General features: G+C 40.2%; 15 protein-coding genes. 3 read left to right on the forward strand and 12 right to left on the reverse strand.

Translation table 11 applies throughout. The features are described 5' to 3' along the window. Positions 1-18: 18 nt before the first annotated feature. The 9 genes from RFW85_RS05050 to hutC all read right to left on the reverse strand — a co-directional run bounded on the left by RFW85_RS05050 (position 19) and on the right by hutC (position 11,388). The gene (locus RFW85_RS05050) at positions 19-657 is read right to left on the reverse strand and encodes an HAD family hydrolase (protein WP_170247975.1); all 639 of its coding nucleotides are present in this window, start codon (positions 655-657) and stop codon (positions 19-21) included. A gap of 104 nt (positions 658-761) precedes the next feature. Beyond that, positions 762-2,588, reverse strand: a complete 1,827-nt coding sequence (locus tag RFW85_RS05055) for a DUF885 family protein (protein WP_170247974.1) — start codon at positions 2,586-2,588, stop codon at positions 762-764. Between the two features lie 254 nt (positions 2,589-2,842). Further along, positions 2,843-3,763, reverse strand: coding sequence for a formimidoylglutamase (gene hutG, locus RFW85_RS05060; protein WP_170247973.1), 921 nt, complete (start codon positions 3,761-3,763; stop codon positions 2,843-2,845). Positions 3,764-3,774: 11 nt separating this feature from the next. Further along, complete coding sequence (gene hutI / locus RFW85_RS05065; protein WP_170247972.1) at positions 3,775-4,980, reverse strand: imidazolonepropionase; 1,206 nt, start codon at positions 4,978-4,980, stop codon at positions 3,775-3,777. A gap of 51 nt (positions 4,981-5,031) precedes the next feature. Then, positions 5,032-6,444: an amino acid permease gene (locus RFW85_RS05070; protein WP_170247971.1), complete on the reverse strand. Its 1,413-nt coding sequence runs from the start codon at positions 6,442-6,444 to the stop codon at positions 5,032-5,034. A 64-nt stretch (positions 6,445-6,508) separates the two neighbouring features. Then, a complete protein-coding gene (gene hutH / locus RFW85_RS05075; RefSeq protein WP_170247970.1) occupies positions 6,509-8,047 on the reverse strand; it encodes a histidine ammonia-lyase in 1,539 nt (512 codons plus the stop codon). Positions 8,048-8,134: 87 nt separating this feature from the next. Beyond that, on the reverse strand, positions 8,135-9,802 hold the full coding sequence (hutU, locus tag RFW85_RS05080; RefSeq protein ID WP_309171224.1) for a urocanate hydratase: 1,668 nt from the start codon (positions 9,800-9,802) through the stop codon (positions 8,135-8,137). Positions 9,803-10,063: 261 nt separating this feature from the next. Further along, positions 10,064-10,639 carry a HutD family protein gene (locus tag RFW85_RS05085; RefSeq protein ID WP_216076497.1) on the reverse strand — a complete coding sequence of 192 codons (576 nt, stop codon included), beginning with the start codon at positions 10,637-10,639 and terminating at the stop codon, positions 10,064-10,066. After that, on the reverse strand, positions 10,636-11,388 hold the full coding sequence (hutC, locus tag RFW85_RS05090; RefSeq protein ID WP_086376018.1) for a histidine utilization repressor: 753 nt from the start codon (positions 11,386-11,388) through the stop codon (positions 10,636-10,638). Before hutC ends, RFW85_RS05085 begins: the two co-directional genes overlap by 4 nt. A 353-nt stretch (positions 11,389-11,741) precedes the next feature. Here hutC and RFW85_RS05095 point away from each other — a divergent pair, with 353 nt between their 5' ends. After that, complete coding sequence (locus RFW85_RS05095) at positions 11,742-12,854, forward strand: acyltransferase (protein ID WP_170247968.1); 1,113 nt, start codon at positions 11,742-11,744, stop codon at positions 12,852-12,854. Between the two features lie 33 nt (positions 12,855-12,887). Here the strand turns inward: RFW85_RS05095 and zigA are convergent, their stop codons facing one another. From zigA to RFW85_RS05110, 3 genes are all read right to left on the reverse strand, one after another. Then, a complete protein-coding gene (zigA, locus tag RFW85_RS05100; protein WP_170247967.1) occupies positions 12,888-14,153 on the reverse strand; it encodes a zinc metallochaperone GTPase ZigA in 1,266 nt (421 codons plus the stop codon). Between the two features lie 141 nt (positions 14,154-14,294). Further along, on the reverse strand, positions 14,295-14,981 hold the full coding sequence (locus RFW85_RS05105) for a D-Ala-D-Ala carboxypeptidase family metallohydrolase (protein WP_309171218.1): 687 nt from the start codon (positions 14,979-14,981) through the stop codon (positions 14,295-14,297). A 164-nt stretch (positions 14,982-15,145) separates the two neighbouring features. Continuing rightward, positions 15,146-16,534 carry an amino acid permease gene (locus RFW85_RS05110; protein ID WP_086354959.1) on the reverse strand — a complete coding sequence of 463 codons (1,389 nt, stop codon included), beginning with the start codon at positions 16,532-16,534 and terminating at the stop codon, positions 15,146-15,148. Between the two features lie 357 nt (positions 16,535-16,891). Between RFW85_RS05110 and fahA the strand changes: the two genes are divergently transcribed. Further along, positions 16,892-18,199, forward strand: a complete 1,308-nt coding sequence (fahA, locus tag RFW85_RS05115) for a fumarylacetoacetase (RefSeq protein WP_170247966.1) — start codon at positions 16,892-16,894, stop codon at positions 18,197-18,199. Beyond that, a complete protein-coding gene (gene maiA / locus RFW85_RS05120; protein ID WP_170247965.1) occupies positions 18,186-18,818 on the forward strand; it encodes a maleylacetoacetate isomerase in 633 nt (210 codons plus the stop codon). The genes fahA and maiA overlap by 14 nt, the downstream gene beginning before the upstream one ends. The last annotated feature ends 5 nt before the right edge of the window (positions 18,819-18,823 follow it).

The raw sequence follows: 18,823 nt of genomic DNA on the forward strand, positions 1-18,823 counted from the left end.
ATCCTGCATTTCATATATTTAGAAAAATTCTTTCATGGTTGCTAAGTCTGTTAGCACGACTTTGGGCTGAATGGTTTTTAATTTTTCAGGCGATGTATAACCCCAACCTACCGCAGCAAAATCAATGCCTGCTTTATGTGCAGCTTCGCCATCAGTGGTTTGGTCGCCAACATAAATTGCTTGGTTTTTACTTACATCCAAAATGTTGAGCACACGCCTAATTCTTTTTGCCTTACCAAATATAGACGAGCCACCATCAATATGAGCAAAAAGCTCACATAGCTCTGCACCAAGAAGACTTTGACAGTTTTCTTTAGAGTTTGAAGTAATAATTGCGAGCGTATAGCCTCGATTGTGGAGTTCTATTAGCTGATCCCGCATTCCTTCAAACATGTTAACTTCTTGATCTCTTTCTTTCATTAAGCGAATGAAATCCTTAGCTATCCAAGGTAGTTTCCATCTGGAGACTTTCATCTCTTTCATAATTTCTTTTGGTGAAAGATGTTTGTACTGCTCTACTTCATGTAGCTCTACAGATTTAAATTTATGCTTCTTGGCAAGCTGATTTAAAGCACCTAAAAAGAAGCTAAAGGAGTCGACTAAAGTACCGTCCATATCAAAAATAATAGCTTGGTATTCTTTTAAAGATTTTTCCATTTTAAAGTTCTGAAATAAAATATATTTTTTATAATTATATTCTGTTTTCTATCAGTTTTTAAATCAGGCCCAACGAGGACCTGACCTAAATTTCGAATTTTGTTTTAAGCTGCAGCTTTTTGTTCCTTAATCCAATTTTTAATACGTGCATCCAGAATATTTAAAGGCAATGTTCCTGCATTTAAAATCATGTCATGGAATGCTTTGATGTCAAAACGGTCTCCAAGCTCCTGTTTGGCTAGCTCTCTTAGCTCTAAAATTTTTAGTTGTCCCATCTTATATGCTAATGCTTGGGCAGGAATAGCAATATAGCGGTCTGCCTCTGCCTGAATATCTGGTTCATCTAACGCAGAATGTTCTCGCATAAAATCAATCATTTGCTGACGGGTCCATTTTTTATAATGCACGCCAGTGTCAACCACTAAACGACAAGCACGGAACAACTCACTCGATAGTCTTCCATAGTCTGAAAGCGGGTCTTTATAGAAACCCACATCTTTGCCCAATTGCTCTGCGTAAAGTGCCCATCCTTCAATATAGGCGGTGTGATTCGGCTGCTTTCGGAACATCGGCAAATTTGGCAGGTTTTGGGCAATATCAATCTGCATATGGTGGCCGGGAATTGCTTCATGGTAAGCAGTCGCTTCCATGGATATGTTGGAACGTTCAGAGAAGTCACCAGTATTTACATACACCTGTCCGGGACGTGAACCATCAGGTGTGCCTTGGTGATACTCCGCACCTGCCGCTTCTTTTTCTCGATATTGCTCTACAGGTAAAACTTCGACTTTATTTTTGGGTAATAAACCAAACAGCTTCGGCAACTCTGGTTGCATTTGCGCAATATACCCACGATAAATTTCTAAAATTTCTTCACGAGATTTTGGGAAAACCGCTGGATTTGTTTTTAATGATTGTTGGAAACTTTTTAAGTCATTGAAACCTTGCGCTTTGGCAATTTTCAACATTTCCGCTTCTATGCGAGCAACTTCTTTTAACCCGAGCTGATGAATATTTTCAGGGCTTTCAGAAGTTGTCGTATTGTTTTCTACATAAAAGCGATAGAGCTCGTCACCGTTTGGCAAGCTCCATATACCCTCGTGTTGTCGTCCATAGGGTAAGTAATCTTTCTGAATAAACGTCCCGAGTTTTTGATAAGCAGGTCGAACATTTTGATCTATGGCCTGTAGTATTTCACGGCTTAAACGCTCTTGTTCTGCTTTTGAAATGCTTTTTGGAAATTGCTTTAATGGAGAAGCAAACACACTGTCCTTCCCTGCGGGAGTTGCAATGCTATTAATCTGCTTTGCCACCTTTTCAATTAAATATTTGGGTGGCATCAAACCATCTTTTTGTCCTTGTTTCGCTAACTGAATACCTTGATCAAGAATAAGAGGAATTTGTTTTAAACGAGAAATATAGTCTTGATATTGCTTAGCATTATCAAATGGAATCGAACTAATAAATCCCGGAAATTGTAAATGTAGCCCCCACATTTGATTAAAAGGCATCTCATACAATTTCAAATCATAATTTTTAAGTGTTTCTTTCAACTGATAAATCATTAAGTCTTTATTTAATTGATCAGTTGCTGAAAATCCTGTGCTATCAATTGCTTCAAAACGTTTTAAAAAATCTTGAGTGCTTTTTTTATCTTTCTCGATCTGATTTTTTGAAAGCTCGGTCCATCGATTGTTGTAGCGTAAATCTCCTAAAACGGTTGCAGTTTCAGGACTATTTTTCAAAGTATATTCCCATTGTTCTTGTAAAAGCTGGTTTAAAGCTTTCACCCGAACAGAGACATTACTGTTTTGTTTAGATTGTGATTTTTCGATGGTATTTGTATTTATTTCGGGGGTTGCAGCATTAGAAGAATGAGACATCCAAAATAAAACACTGATACAAGCAAAATGTAAGGTTCTGTTTTTCATTTAATTATCCAGAAATATTTAACAAAGGTTAAAATAAAGACAAAACAAATTACGTGCCAAGCAGCATATAAAATGGTGTAAAAATCGAGTATTTTTTTAACTCAATGATTTTATAAATTAATTTTCTTTTTAATTATATTATTTATAGTTGCTATCTATATTCCACATCTGACTTTAATAGACCAAGAACTTAAAAAAAAGTGCACATGAACGATCTCAGTGCACTTTTGAATTTCTACATTAAAAATTGTTTCTCAAGAAAACAAATATTGATAAACAATATAGGCAGCCAACTTTGCAGTTCTATTGTCCAAATCAAATTTTGGATTGCACTCAGCAATATCTAACAGTTGAATTTTGCCAGTCTCTTGAATATGCTTAAAAATCGCTTCAAAAGTCGCTAAATCAATTCCTTTTACAGCTGGCGCACTGACCCCCGGTGCAACCGCAGCCGCGAAGACATCTAAATCAATCGTAACGTACAAACAGTCTACTTTTTCAATAAAAGCATCAACCGCTGCAAGCACGTTGTTTAGGTTAAAAATATTAACCTCATGATCTCGTACATATGAACAATTTAGAGCATCGGCTGTATCAAATAAAATTTTAGTATTGGCATGGTTGGCGACCCCAATACATAAATAATTAAATTGTTTTTGATGCTGTTCTGAAAGTCGAGCTGCCTGTAAGAAAGGTGTTCCAGAGGTAGCATGCTCTGCTTCACGCAAATCGAAATGGGCATCGAAATTAATAATGCCTATTTTTTTATCTGGCGCGTGGGCTTGTATATATTGGAACAGACCACTAAAGCTACCAAATGCAACTTCATGTCCTCCGCCCAATACAATCGGCTTTAAACCATTTTGCAAGCTGTTTGCGACTTGTTCAGCTAACTCAGTTTGGGCTTGCTCTAAATTGTCATATTCGCAGGTCACTGTACCCAAATCGACAATACTGACTGGACGATGAATAGGTAAATTGGCAAGCTGGTTACGGATTGCATCTGGCGCATCGGCAGCCCCGACGCGACCTTTATTACGTTTCACGCCTTCATCAGAGCTAAAACCAATCAGCGCAAATTCGGCATGTTGGGTCTTGTTGATAATATGATGAATACGTTGGTGTGCTTCACCTTCGCCATCATGGCGGCCTTGCCATTTAAATGTGTGATTCATGGTGATACCGTTTAAAAAATAACTTCTTGTCCATGCTGAATTACTCGCTTAGGCAAATCTCCGCCAAGCCAGTAAACTATTTCAGATGGATGCTCAATATCCCAAGCAACAAAGTCAGCGACTTTACCCTGCTCTAAACTGCCGTGTGTTTGCTCTAAACCGAGCGCTTGTGCAGCATGAATGGTGACACCCGCTAATGCTTGCTCAGGCGTTAAGCGAAAAAGTGTACTGCCCATGTTGAGCATTAAACGTAAAGAAAGTGCTGGAGATGTTCCCGGATTTAAATCACTCGACAGCGCAATACGCACGCCATGTTTAATGAGACTTTCAATCGGTGGATATTGTGTTTCACGCAATAAATAAAAGGCACCCGGTAATAACACCGCAACCGTGCCCGACTCTGCCATGGCTTTAACATCATCTTCGGTCATGTACTCTAAATGGTCAGCCGACAAAGCATGATAACGTGCTGCCAAACTTGAGCCACCTAGCGATGAGAGCTGCTCAGCATGAAGCTTAACCGGTAGATTCAAAGACTGTGCTGTTTTAAAAACACGTTCAACCTGAGCTGGTGAAAATGCCAAATGCTCACAGAATGCATCTACTGCATCGACTAAACCTTCAGCATGCAGTTTAGGCAACATCTCTGTACAGATATGCTCGATATAAGCATCGCTTTGGTCTTTGTACTCTGGCGGTAACGCATGTGCAGCCAAGCAAGTGCTTTTTACCGTCATTGGTAAAGCTTCACCAATTTGACGGATCACACGCAGCATCTTGCGCTCATTTTCGTAATTGAGTCCGTAGCCAGATTTGATCTCGATGGTTGTAACGCCGTCTTGTTGCATACAGCGAATACGTTTCAGGGCTGAGCTTAGTAATTGTTCTTCGCTGGCTTCACGCGTTGCACGTACTGTACTGGCAATGCCACCACCGCTTGCTGCAATTTCAGCATAGCTCACACCTTGTAAGCGCTTTTCGAACTCAACACTACGGTTGCCACCAAATACACTATGTGTATGACAGTCGATGAATCCTGGAGTTACCCAAGCTCCTTTTAAATCAACTGTTTCGGAATATGTGTCGGCAGGAAGTTGTTGTTGTTTTCCAATCCAGTGAATCAGATGCCCTTCTGTGACGATTGCAGCATCTTCAATGTAGGAATATTGCCCATTTTGCATGGTCGCAATATGGCAGTTTTGCCAAAGTTTTTTCATTCGCCTATCCTCGAAACTGCCCAATCGTTAAACCATTGGGCAGTTCATTTGTTAGCTTTCTATCTCGATATTATGCGGGACTGAATTATTTTGCTTTCCCAAATCTTGCTGAGGTTTTACCCAAATACGATAAGCAATCATTAACAGAACAAGCCATGTGATTCCGACATAAATTGCAGGACGCGAGTCTGGGAAATATCCCATCATGACTAAAATGAACGCCATAAAACCAATTGCAAAAGCAGGAGCATATGGCCAACCAATGACTGGGAAATCCAATGCCTTAATTTCAGCAGTAGATAATTTACGGCGCATCGCAACTTGTGAAAGCAAGATCATGAGCCACACCCAAACCGTTGCAAATGTTGCAATTGATGCAATGATCATGAATACATTTTCAGGAATCAGGTAGTTCAGCACTACACCAATTAATAGCACGCCAGCCATAACCACTACAGTCATCCATGGCACACCATTACGTGATAATTTCTGGAAAATTCGAGGTGCTTGACCACGATTCGCCATGCCATAAAGCATACGACCGGCACCAAATACATCACTATTGATTGCTGAAACTGCCGCGGTAATGACTACAATATTTAGAATTGTAGCTGCTGATTGAATGCCTAAGTTCTCAAAAATCTGTACGAAAGGACTACCTTGGCTACCGATCTGGTTCCATGGGAAAATCGACATCAGTACAAAAATGGTCAGTACATAGAAAAGTAAAATACGTACTGGAACAGCATTAATTGCTTTTGGTAAAGTGGTTTTCGGATCTTGTGATTCACCTGCTGTAATACCAATAATTTCGATACCACCGAAAGCAAATACAACTACAGATAAACAAGCAATCAAACCTGCAATACCATGTGGCATAAAGCCATCATAAATCCATAAGTTTTGAATGCCCGGTACCACGCTGCTATGGTCAGCATGGAAGCCGTAGAACATTAAGCCTATTCCGCCTAAAATCATGGCAACAATGGCACTCACTTTGATGATAGACAGCCAAAATTCGAGCTCACCAAAGACTTTTACATGAATCAGGTTAATCGCACCTAAGAACATAATGAGAGACAAAATCCAGATCCACCGTGGCACATCGGGATACCAGAACCCCATATAAATACCAAAAGCAGTGACATCGGCCAAAGCCACAATGATCATCTCAAAAACATAAGTCCATCCTGTGGTAAAACCTGCCAAAGGACCAATGTACTGCGAAGCATAGTGGCTAAACGAGCCAGAAACTGGGTTTTGGACAGCCATTTCACCCAGTGCACGCATCACGATATAAATTGCAATCCCTGCAACGATATACGCAAGTAATACTGAAGGCCCTGCCATTTTAATGGCAGTTGCCGAACCATAGAAAAGCCCAGTTCCAATTGCTGAGCCTAATGCCAAGAAACGAATGTGGCGAGTGTTCAACCCCCGCTGTAGTGTGGAGCTTTGCGACATTATAATCTCCAATCCTTGAGGATATTTAGTTAGATTCGGCCACTCCATGTGACCGTTTTTTCAATCACACTTCAGATAAACTAGGGAGTAGTTTTGGAATGAGTAACTCGTTTAGGCAACCACTCGCGAGTAACTCACTTGCCTGCTCAATATCAGGAGCAAAGAAACGGTCTTCACTGTAGTAAGGCACTTGAGCGCGCAAGATTTTACGAGCTTGTTCAAGTTTAGGCGAGCTTTTTAAGCCTTCACGGAAGTCTAGACCCTGACAAGCGCCTAACCATTCAACAGCTAAAATGCCACGGACGTTGTCAGCCATATACCAAAGACGTTTACCAGCATTCGGAGCCATTGATACATGGTCTTCCTGATTCGCTGAAGTTGGCAAGCTATCCACACTTGCCGGATGTGCAAGTGCTTTGTTGTCACTTGCAAGAGCAGCAGCAGTTACTTGGGCAATCATAAAGCCTGAGTTAACACCACCATTTGCTACTAAGAACGGTGGAAGTTGTGACATGTGACGGTCCATCATCATCGAAATACGACGTTCAGACAGTGAACCAATTTCTGCAATTGCCAATGCTAAGTTGTCGGCCGCCATTGCTACAGGTTCTGCATGGAAGTTACCACCAGAAATCACATCACCTTGTTCAGCAAAAACAAGCGGGTTATCAGATACAGCATTTGCTTCAATTTCTAGTACTTCAGCAGCCTGACGGATTTGGGTTAAACATGCACCCATTACCTGTGGTTGGCAACGTAATGAATACGGGTCTTGAACTTTGCTACAGTCTTCGTGCGAATGTGCAATTTCACTTGAGTCTGTTAATAGATCACGATAAGCCGCAGCCACATCAATTTGGCCACGTTGACCACGTACTTCATGAATACGCGCATCGAATGGTGCACGTGAACCCAGCATTGCTTCAACGCTTAAGCCACCACAAACTGTTGCAGCTGCAAATAAATCTTCCGCTTCAAATAAGCCGCGTAAAGCATAAGCGGTTGAAACTTGTGTACCATTTAAAAGTGCTAAACCTTCTTTAGCTGCTAAAGAAATCGGTTCTAAACCTGCAACTTTTAAAGCTTCAACTGCTGGTAACCATTCACCTTTATAACGCGCTTTACTCTCACCCAATAAAATTAGGGACATATGTGCAAGTGGTGCTAAGTCACCTGATGCACCTACTGAACCTTTAAGAGGAATATGCGGATAAACCTCAGCATTAATTAAAGCCAACAAAGCATCAATGACTTTACGGCGAATACCAGAGAAACCACGCGCCAAGCTATTTGCTTTCAATAGAATAATTAAACGAACCATTGCATCATCAAGTGCTTCACCTACACCTGCCGCATGCGAGAGAACTAATGAACGCTGTAATTTTTCTAAATCTTCAGGAGCAATCTTGGTCGAAGCAAGTAAACCAAAACCAGTATTAATGCCGTAAGCTGTACGCCCTTCATTTACAATCTGCTCTACACAAGCCACACTTGCATTGATTGCAGATGAAGCACTTTCATCTAATTTAACTTTAATTGGGTTGAGGTAAGCTTGACGTAAATCGGCTAAGGTTAGTTTTCCCGGTTGGATCAGTAATTCCATGTTGGCTTCCTAATTTTTTGCACTATATTCTGCTGAGACGGTGCTTTTCACAATTGCAAAAAGCACCGCCAGTTCTTCCGTGTATTTTTATTGCGTGATCATTGGCAAGTGTAGGCCTTGCTCTTTCGCACAGTTAATCGCAATCTCATAACCTGCATCGGCATGACGCATAACACCTGTTGCAGGGTCATTGGTCAGTACGCGAGCAATACGTGCAGCAGCTTCATCTGTACCATCACACACAATCACAACGCCTGAGTGTTGAGAGAAGCCCATACCTACACCACCACCGTGATGTAAAGACACCCAAGTTGCGCCGCCTGCTGTATTGAGCAACGCGTTTAATAAGGGCCAGTCTGATACTGCGTCTGATCCGTCTTGCATTGCTTCGGTTTCACGGTTTGGACTCGCAACCGAACCTGAGTCTAAATGGTCACGGCCAATCACAACTGGAGCTGATAATTCACCGCTACGAACCATTTCGTTAAATGCCAAACCAAGTTTTGCACGTAAGCCTAGACCAACCCAGCAAATACGCGCTGGTAAACCTTGGAAGCTAATACGTTCACGTGCCATGTCTAACCAGTGATGTAAATGTTCATCATCAGGAATTAACTCTTTAACTTTTGCATCTGTTTTATAAATGTCTTCTGGGTCACCAGAAAGCGCAGCCCAACGGAATGGACCAATACCACGGCAGAACAATGGACGGATGTATGCAGGTACGAAGCCAGGGAAATCAAAAGCGTTTGCTACGCCTTCATCTTTCGCCATTTGACGGATGTTGTTGCCATAGTCAAATGTTGGGACACCCATTTTTTGGAAATCAAGCATTGCTTGTACGTGCTTCGCCATCGACTGTTTTGCAGCTTTTACAACAGCTTCTGGTTCGGTTTTCGCACGTGCACGGTATTCATCCCAAGTCCAACCTACTGGTAAGTAGCCATTAAGGGGATCGTGCGCACTTGTTTGGTCAGTCACCATGTCTGGATGTACACCACGACGTACAAGCTCAGGTAAAATTTCAGCAGCGTTACCATGAAGCGCAATTGAAATTGCTTTACCTTCTTTTGTATAGCGGTCAATACGCGCTAAAGCATCGTCTAAGTCAGTTGCTTGTTCGTCTACATAACGGGTACGTAAACGGAAATCGATACTTGCTTGTTGGCATTCAATGTTTAAAGAACACGCACCTGCAAGTGTTGCAGCTAAAGGCTGAGCACCACCCATACCACCTAAACCAGCAGTAAGAACCCAACGGCCTTTTAGGTCACCGTTGTAGTGTTGGCGACCTGCTTCAACGAATGTTTCGTAAGTACCTTGTACAATACCTTGGCTACCAATGTAGATCCACGAACCTGCTGTCATTTGACCGTACATTGCCAGTGCTTTTGCATCTAACTCGTTGAAGTGTTCCCAGTTTGCCCAGTGCGGTACAAGATTTGAGTTTGCAATTAAAACGCGTGGAGCATCTTTATGAGTTTTAAATACGCCTACTGGCTTACCTGATTGAACTAATAATGTTTCATCAGTTTCAAGATTTTTTAAAGTATCTACAATTTTGTCGAAACATTCCCAGTTTCGTGCTGCACGGCCAATACCACCGTATACAACCAACTCTTTCGGGTTTTCTGCAACGTCCGGATCAAGGTTATTCATCAACATACGTAATGGAGCTTCAGTTAACCAACTTTTAGCCGTCAATTCAGTGCCGCGTGGCGCACGAATTTCTACATCACGAAATTTTGTTGTCATTGTTGTCACAGGCGGACTCCTTCCTTTGAGCTTACATCAGCAGAACATCACTTGTTTCTGCATTTGTATAGTAATGTATTAACTTGTATATACATCCATATACTACACAAATATTTTTTGGCGTGAAGAGGGTGACTCATATTTTTTTGAAAAAATTGAATAAGCTAATGAATTAAATTAATTTATTTTTGTATCTAGCAGAAAAAAAGCACATATCTTTTCACTAGACATGTGCTTTCAAAGAAGCAAATCACTTAAGTTTTAACGTTGAATTAGCTCAATAACATAACAACTGTTTGGCTGATTTTGCGTAAAATGAACCGATGTTACCCCACTATTTTTTTCAATTTTTAAAGTCTCAGTAGCAGCAATCTGAAAGGAATGATCATCAACATTTACTTCCGTTTCAGCGCCCTGATTAAAAATAAAAATCAGGTCTGCCGAGCTAATAAATGTCTGCTCCGCCGCATCATTCAACCGCTGAAAACGGGCATGGAACTTTGCAGGATCATAAATTAAATTTAAATCTCGAATTGCACCGTCAACCAGTTCACTTTGGACATGACTTTCACCGTCAAAAGCAAAAATATCGCCTTGGTTTAGCGTTTTGACAGGAAGATCATCGACATGCAATACCATACCCTGCCCATCGAGTACGCTAATAATGCGCTGCTTACTGGGAAATAGTGAAAATGGTCCGGAAGTGGTCACATCTGCCATCGAAATACGCCAATCGAAATCAGCTTCACCTTGGCTTCTGGCAATTTCCAAAGTAAAACCCGCACCATTTTTCCAAAGCATTTTTGTATATTGATCGGCCCTGATCAATTCAATCATGGGTTAAATTTCCCTTCGAGATAATAGCGACTACCCGGATAGATCAAACGCGCACTTGAAATGAGTTGTTTATTTGACCATGTACGGCGACGAATGAGTAAGCATGGCTCAGCTTTAGTAATCTTCAACCACTTACACTCTTGAGGAGATGCTAAAACGGCCTCAACAATGTGTTCACCTTCCGTCACGGGTGCTTTTGCCATGAGATAAGCATTAGGCGTAATGGTTTTAAAATCTTGTTCTAAATAATCTGGAATCAATGCTGCATCAACCAGACGATCTTCGACCTGAACAGGTACATCATTTTCATAATGCACAATAATCGAGTGAAATAATCTTTGCCCTTCGCGAGTCTGCATTAATACGCTTTGCTCTGCATTTGCATAAATTTGTTCTAAGACTAAAACTTCAGCATGGTGCTTATGGTTTCGTGCAATAATCTCATCGGCAATATTGTTAATCTGAAAAAGTGCAGTTCGGCCTTGCCCTTCAGCAACAAAAGAACCAACGCCTTGAATTCGAACAAGTAAGCCTTCTGTTGTTAACTCACGTAGCGCACGGTTTACCGTCATACGACTACAGCCGAGTTGATTAACGAGTTCACTTTCCGAAGGAATTTTTTTATTTACAGCCCACGAACCTTCATAAATCTTTTGTGAAATCAGCTGTTTTACGCGTTGGTATAGAGGAACTGGACTATCAGCTTCAATCGAAAGCTCAGTATGTTCTTGTTTTGATGTTCTGGGCATAACAAATACTCAAAAAGGCAGCAGGCAAAAAGGTATTTTAGTTGACATGCTATGTATATACAACCACATACAACATGTTAATTTATGAATTAAATAGATTTCAAAAAGTTTAAAAATTAAACATATCTCAATAAGAGCTAATTTAAAGTTTTATGTAGAGAAATTCAAATATATTAGGATTTTATCAATATTTATTTAATAGTTATTTCTGCTAAGTCTATGCTCAATTCAAGGATGTAAAAAGTATCGTCTTTTCTAATTTACGAAATGATGCTTAAAACTTTTATTTAAAATAACTGATCGATAGTATTCTTCTGCCACACAGTATATTAATAAAGCTGGAAGCACATCGAATGCGTAATTATAAAATAGATATTCTTCGAGGAATCTCTATCCTTTTGGTTCTTTTACATCATTTTAATATTCCCTATAAACTCAAAGATACATGGTTAGGTTTTGATTTCTTAGGTGATGCATTTAGCACAGTCATCGCAAGAAACGGAAATTATGGCGTCACCATGTTTTTCGTGATTTCGGGTTTTTTAATTACCCATCACACCTTAAAAAGAGACAAACAATTCTCTGCAATTAACCTCAAACATTTTTATATCCGACGGGCAGCGCGTATTTTACCGTGTCTGGTATTACTCATTTTAGGTGTAAGCATACTTGGTTCATTTGACTTAAAACCCTTTATGAATCAAGCACCGAATGGCATTGAGGTCTCTTATCCACTAACAATTTTTGCGGCTTTAACCTTCTGGATGAATATCCTGATTATTAAATTTGGTTGGGTAAACTACGCTTTGGGGGTGTTGTGGTCACTCTCTGTAGAAGAAGTTTTTTACTTTGTTTTCCCATTATTGTGCCTGCTCACGCGTAGTAATAAGGTATTTATTGCCGTGCTTATTGGAGTAATTTTATACGGACCTTATTTTAGATCTCTACATTTTGGAGAAGAAAGCGGTGCCTATTTATATCATTATTTTTCGAGTTTTGACGGCATAGCGATTGGTTGCTTAACTGCGATATTTTCTCATACATATCGACCAAATTGGACCTATAAAAAACCTCTTTCATGGTTAATTATTTTGAGCATGACCGCTCTATATTTATATGCGCCAATTAAAGAAGTTAGCACATGGGGTATTAGCTTATTTGCTCTTGCCACAAGTTTACTCATTCTGTGTTTTCAGCATCCTTCCGAAACGCAAGCGCATAGCCTATTTACCAAAGTGATGGTCTTGTTGGGGCAAAGAAGTTATGAAACTTATTTGTTTCATCTGGTTGTGCTGGGCCTTATGAAAGTTGCTTTTATTCCCGCCCAAACCGACTCTAGCATCAAAATTATGCTTTTAATTAGCTATCTGGTTTTGACTTTTATCATCAGCGCAGCGATTGAAAAATACTATTCGACTCCGCTCAACAACTATGTTCGAAAGATTTTCATTAAAGATAAATCATAAAAATAAGCCCCTTTAAAATAGGGGCTTATTTAATTAAGCAATCAACATGGTTTCATCATCTTGCTTAAAAGGGTTAGACCAGCTCTGCCAAACTTGTGGCCCTAAAGCCATTTCTTCATCGCTTAACAAGCAACGATCTAAGCGCTGTAGTAACGCTTGCTCATCCATTTGCATACCAATTAAAACCAGTTCCTGACGCGCATCACCTGTGCGGGCATCCCAATTTTTCTTAATTTGTTCAATGCTGGCTAGGTCACTCGGCCAATCTTCTTCTGCAACGGCCGCCCACCAATAACCAGCTAAGCCATGTCGAGCCATTGCACCCGCTTGTGACCATGAATAAGCCAATGTCGGTTCGGCAGCCAACCAGAAAAAGCCTTTGGAACGTACGACTCCCGGCCATTCAGCCTGTACCAAATCATAAAAACGCTCTGGATGAAAAGGTCGACGCGCGCGGTAAACAAAGCTACTAATGCCATACTCTTCAGTCTCTGGCGTATGCTCACCACGTAACTCTTTTAACCAGCCTGGTGCTTGTGCGGCTTCATCAAAATCAAATAGCTGTGTATTTAAGATTTTATCTAAAGCGATGTTTCCAAATTGTGCAATTTCAATTCGGGCACGCGGGTTTAATGTTTTTAAAATGGCGATAAGCTGGTCTTGCTGAGCTTGGTCAATCAAATCAATTTTATTCAGCACAATCACATCACAAAACTCAATCTGATCGATAAGAAGGTCAACCACAGTTCTCTCATCTTGTTCGCCTAATGACTCGCCGCGTTGTTGCAGGGAGTCAACTGAACTGTAATCTTTAAGAAAGTTAAAAGCATCGACTACCGTGACCATGGTGTCGAGTCGAGCAAACTCATTGAGTGAGTTTCCATCTTCATCTTCAAAGGTAAAGGTTTCTGCCACAGGTAAAGGTTCTGAAATGCCAGTTGACTCAATGACTAACTGGTCAAAGCGTCCTTCATCAGCTAAACGTCTTACCTCAACCAATAAATCTTCTCGTAGCGTACAACAGATACAGCCATTACTCATTTCAACCAGCTTTTCATCTGTTCTTGAAAGCTCTGCCCCACCTTCACGTACTAATGCCGCATCAATATTCACCTCAGACATATCATTGACAATCACGGCAATACGGCGGCCTTCACGATTATTTAAAATATGGTTGAGTAATGTGGTCTTTCCTGCACCTAAAAAGCCTGATAAAACAGTGACAGGAAGCTTGGCAAATGAGTTGGCGATTGCAGTGCGCATGGCTTGATCTCTTTGAATAATATTTAAACTGATCATGGCTGGCCATTTAATATGGCCAGATCACAGGCGTAATCTATTTCTAAACCATATTAATGTTATGTTATAACATAACTATTGATCAAGTTTTTATTCCGCTTTTGTTTAGGTCAATTTACTTAGTCGTTGAAAAAATTGCTTTTATAATCCCTGACAAATTGAGGTTTTGTAGTGATGGTCAGGCCCCCATGCACGGAATCCTTGGCTATCAATATGAATTTGTCCTGAAGCATAAACACCTAGTCCCATATTAAGCGCTTGACCTTTTGTGGCCCAAAACTGACAAAGTTTGGTTTTGGTTTGTTGAATATTAAACTGGTCTAAATCACTCGGCTGTTCTGGTCCAATTCGAAAATCAAGCGCTGCATTAAAGACATGTCGAGAAGCATCAGCACCACCTGCACAGCGGTTTAGAGATAACGCTCGGTAGACCGAAGTCACTTCAAAATCATTAATTACACCATCCTCAACTAACGCTTTTAAAATAATAAGTGTCGGAACGATATTCGACCAAATCTCACGTGGAGGTACTGCATAAGGCTCAACTCCACATTTTTGCCAATCTCGAGCTGAGCTTAATAATTCATGGTCTGGAACTAAATTGGCAAGCCCTTTTTGCTTAAGAAATTGCTTGTAAGCTTGCACAGACTGTCGATGGTCTGCTGTTGCTAACCACGCAACATACGCCTCGGGTTGAGGCTTTATTCTGGCCACTGTTTTTGTAGGTTGAGGTAAAGTTGTCTGGGTATGCAGAGGAATTGTTGGCTTGGGAGTTTGAGTGCTACATGCTGTGAGAGTTAATAAAATTAAACCTAAATAACGCTTCATAAATATGCTCTATCTTCACCAAAAATGGGAAAATTGCTCATCATTAAATTAATGAAATGTTATATTATAACAATAATAAAATCCTTTAATTTCTGTTGCTAAATTTTAAAAATAAAAAAGGACGTATGAGATACGTCCTTTTTTAAATACAACTCAATAATTTATTAAATATCTGCCTCTAAGGCGCGTATAGACTGCTCAGCTTTTAATTTTCGGCGTTTAAATTGGTACGCCACCATTAAACATAAGATCCAACCAGGAATCATCATGACCGCAACACGCATATCTGGTGTTAAAGACATCACAATCAAAATGCCAAGCATAAATAATATGCATAAATAGTTGCTAAACGGATACATAAAGCTTGGGAACTTCGTTGTTTGTCCTTGGCGCTGCATATATTTGCGGAATTTTAAATGCGTCCATGAAATTACAACCCAGTTAATTACAATCGCTGCAACCACCAGCATCATGAGCAAACCAAATGCTTTTTCAGGGAAAATATAGTTTAACAGTACACATAAAATAGTGACTGCCGCAGAAAGGATTACTGCATTGGTTGGAATACCGCGTTTATTAATACGTGCAAATACTTTTGGTGCATTTCCTTGTTGCGCAAGGCCCAATAGCATACGGCTACTGCAATAACTTGTGCCGTTATAAACTGAAACCGCAGCTGTCAAAATGACAAAGTTCAATAATGTTGCAATGCCTTGGCTATCTAAAGAAGCAAAGACCATCACAAAAGGGCTTCCGCCTTGTGCCATTTGATTCCATGGAAATAGCGAGAATAAAACAAAAAGCGTCGCAATATAGAAAATCAAAATACGGTAAATAATTTGATTCACAGCTTTAGGTAAAGTTTTATCAGGGTCACGCGCTTCAGCCGCAGTAATACCGAAAAGCTCAATACCACCAAAAGCAAAAATAATGACTGCCATCGCCATCACTAAGCCTTCAACGCCAAACGGGAAGAAACCGCCAAGTGCCCAAAGATTGCTGATACTTGCCTGTGGACCTGCTGTGCCTGTTGCAAGTAAATATGAACCAAAGCCAATCATTGCAAGAATTGCTAAAATTTTGACAATAGAAAACCAAAATTCCATTTCGCCAAAAAACTTAACGTGTAGCAAATTAATGCCATTAATTAAGACAAAGAAGGCTAAAGCAGACGCCCACGTCGGAATTTGCGGCCACCAATATTGAATATAAAGACCAATTGCGCTTAGTTCTGCCATACAGACGAGTACATTGAGTACCCAATAGTTCCATCCTGACATGAACCCTGCAAATGGTCCCCAATATTTGTAGGCAAAATGACTAAAAGATCCACTGACTGGCTCTTCTACCACCATTTCGCCAAGCTGACGCATCATTAAAAAAGCAATAAATCCTGCAATGGCATAACCGAGGATGACCGATGGACCTGCTAATTTAATCGATTGTGATATACCAAGAAAAAGCCCTGTGCCAATCGCCCCACCCAATGCAATAAGCTGGATGTGCCGATTACTCAAACCATGTTTCAGGTTTCCTTGCTCTTGTGCTGACATATGATTATTCTCATCCGTGTCACGTAATTTTTTTCCAATAAATTACGTATATCATAAATTGATCAGATTTTCATAGAGATTCATGAAAAAAATAATTGCGTGACTTTTCTCATAAGCGCGAATGAAAACAGAAAATACAAGAAATGACAATTATTATGAAATGTGTAATTAAATTATGTATTGCGTAATTTGATGAATTCAGTATTATAGAGACATGAAGCAATTGGTTGTGCTCGGTCTATATCAAACTCATAAGACAAAAGATGATCTAAGCAAAGGTTAAAACTTATTGAGTAGCTCAGTCCTAGACCGAACTTTTATTTGTATAAGACTCGAGATAAAGACAAGGAAGCGAAAATGGAACAAAAACTAAACTCTTTTATTGAAGTTTCACCTCAATCAGATTTCACTATTCATAATTTGCCTTACGGTGTTTTTAGCAGAGCTAACGAAAGTGAGCGTCAAGTTGGTGTAGCTATTGGTGATTGGGTGATTGATCTCGCTGCTCTTGAAAAGCACGGTCTTTTAAAACTTTCAGAACAAGACACATATTTTAACCAGCCAACACTCAATAAATTTATCGAGTCTGGCAAAGCCAACTGGTCAAAAGTTCGTAACACACTACAGTCTCTTCTCTCGGTTGAAAATTTAACGCTTCAAGAAAATGAAGCATTGCGTCAGGAAGTTTTGGTTAAGCAAGACAGCGTTACGTTGCATTTACCACTTCAAGTACCTGGTTATACCGATTTCTATTCTTCTAAAGAACATGCCACCAATGTAGGCTGTATGTTCCGCGATCCTAAAAATGCCTTACTTCCAAACTGGACTGAATTGCCTGTTGGTTACAATGGCCGTGCTAGCTCTGTGGTAGTCAGTGGCACTCAAGTCGTGCGTCCATCTGGACAAATTAAACTTCCAAATGAAGAGCGTCCAGTTTTCTCAGCTACGCGTAAACTCGACTTTGAACTTGAAACAGCATTTGTTATTGGTAAACCAACCGAGCTTGGCCAGCCAATCTCAATTGAAAATGCGTGGGATCATATTTTTGGAATGGTATTACTCAATGACTGGTCAGCACGCGATATCCAGCAATGGGAATATGTGCCTCTAGGTCCTTTCAATTCAAAATCATTTGCTAGTGCCATCTCACCTTGGATAGTCACACTTGAAGCACTTGAGCCATTTAAAGTGGAAGGCCCAAAACAAGAGCCTAAACCTTTAGCGTATTTACAAGAAAATATCGCGAATAGTTACGACATTAATTTGAGTGTTGAAATTCAAAGCCCGAAATCGACGCAAGCTGATGTGATCTGCAAAACCAATTTTAAATATATGTATTGGTCTATGGCTCAACAGCTTACTCACCACACCATTGGCGGCTGTAATGTTCAGGTTGGCGATTTAATGGGTTCAGGTACCATTTCAGGTTCTACACCAGATTCGTATGGCAGCTTGCTTGAGCTTACATGGAACACCACCAAGCCTTTAACACTTGCCAATGGCGAAACTCGTGGTTTCTTGCAAGACGGCGATACCCTGATCATGAAAGGTCACTGTGAGAAAAATGGTATTCGCATTGGCTTCGGTGAAGTTCGAAATACAGTCCTTCCTGCATTAAATTTCGATTTTGCAGAAACTTCGGAGCCTGACTATGAAGCTGTATAGTTACTTTCGTAGCTCTGCAGCCTACAGAGTACGGATTGGTCTAAACATTAAAGGATTAGCTTATGAGACTGTTCCAGTTCATCTGGTAAAAAACGAACAGCAAAGCGAAGACTATTTAAAGTTAAACCGTAGTGCTCTAGTTCCGACTTTAATTGATGGCGATTTAACCTTGTCTCAATCGTTAAGTATTTTGGAATATCTGGATGAACAATATCCAGAAACCAAATTACTTCCAAGAGATGTGCAAGACAGAGCAAAAGTTCGCGCTTTTGGCCAAGCAATCGCCTGTGATATTCACCCATTAAATAACTTACGCGTACTGAAATACTTAAAAAATGACTTAAATGTTTCAGATGAGCAGAAAAATTATTGGTATCAGCACTGGATTATTGAAGGCTTTCAAAATCTCGAACAGCTACTTCAAGATTCAAATGGACAATTTTGCTTTGGACAACAAGTAACTATTGCCGATTGCTGTCTGATTCCACAGGTCTACAACGCGAAACGCTTCAAGATTGATTTATCTGCGTTTCCAAAAATTGAATCGATTTATCACCATTGTTTGTCTATCCCAGCCTTTTATAACGCGGCGCCAGAACAACAACCAGATTGGGAATAGTAAAA

It is taken from the genome of Acinetobacter sp. 12966, assembly GCF_031196995.1.
Classification (GTDB): Bacteria; Pseudomonadota; Gammaproteobacteria; order Pseudomonadales; family Moraxellaceae; genus Acinetobacter; species Acinetobacter geminorum.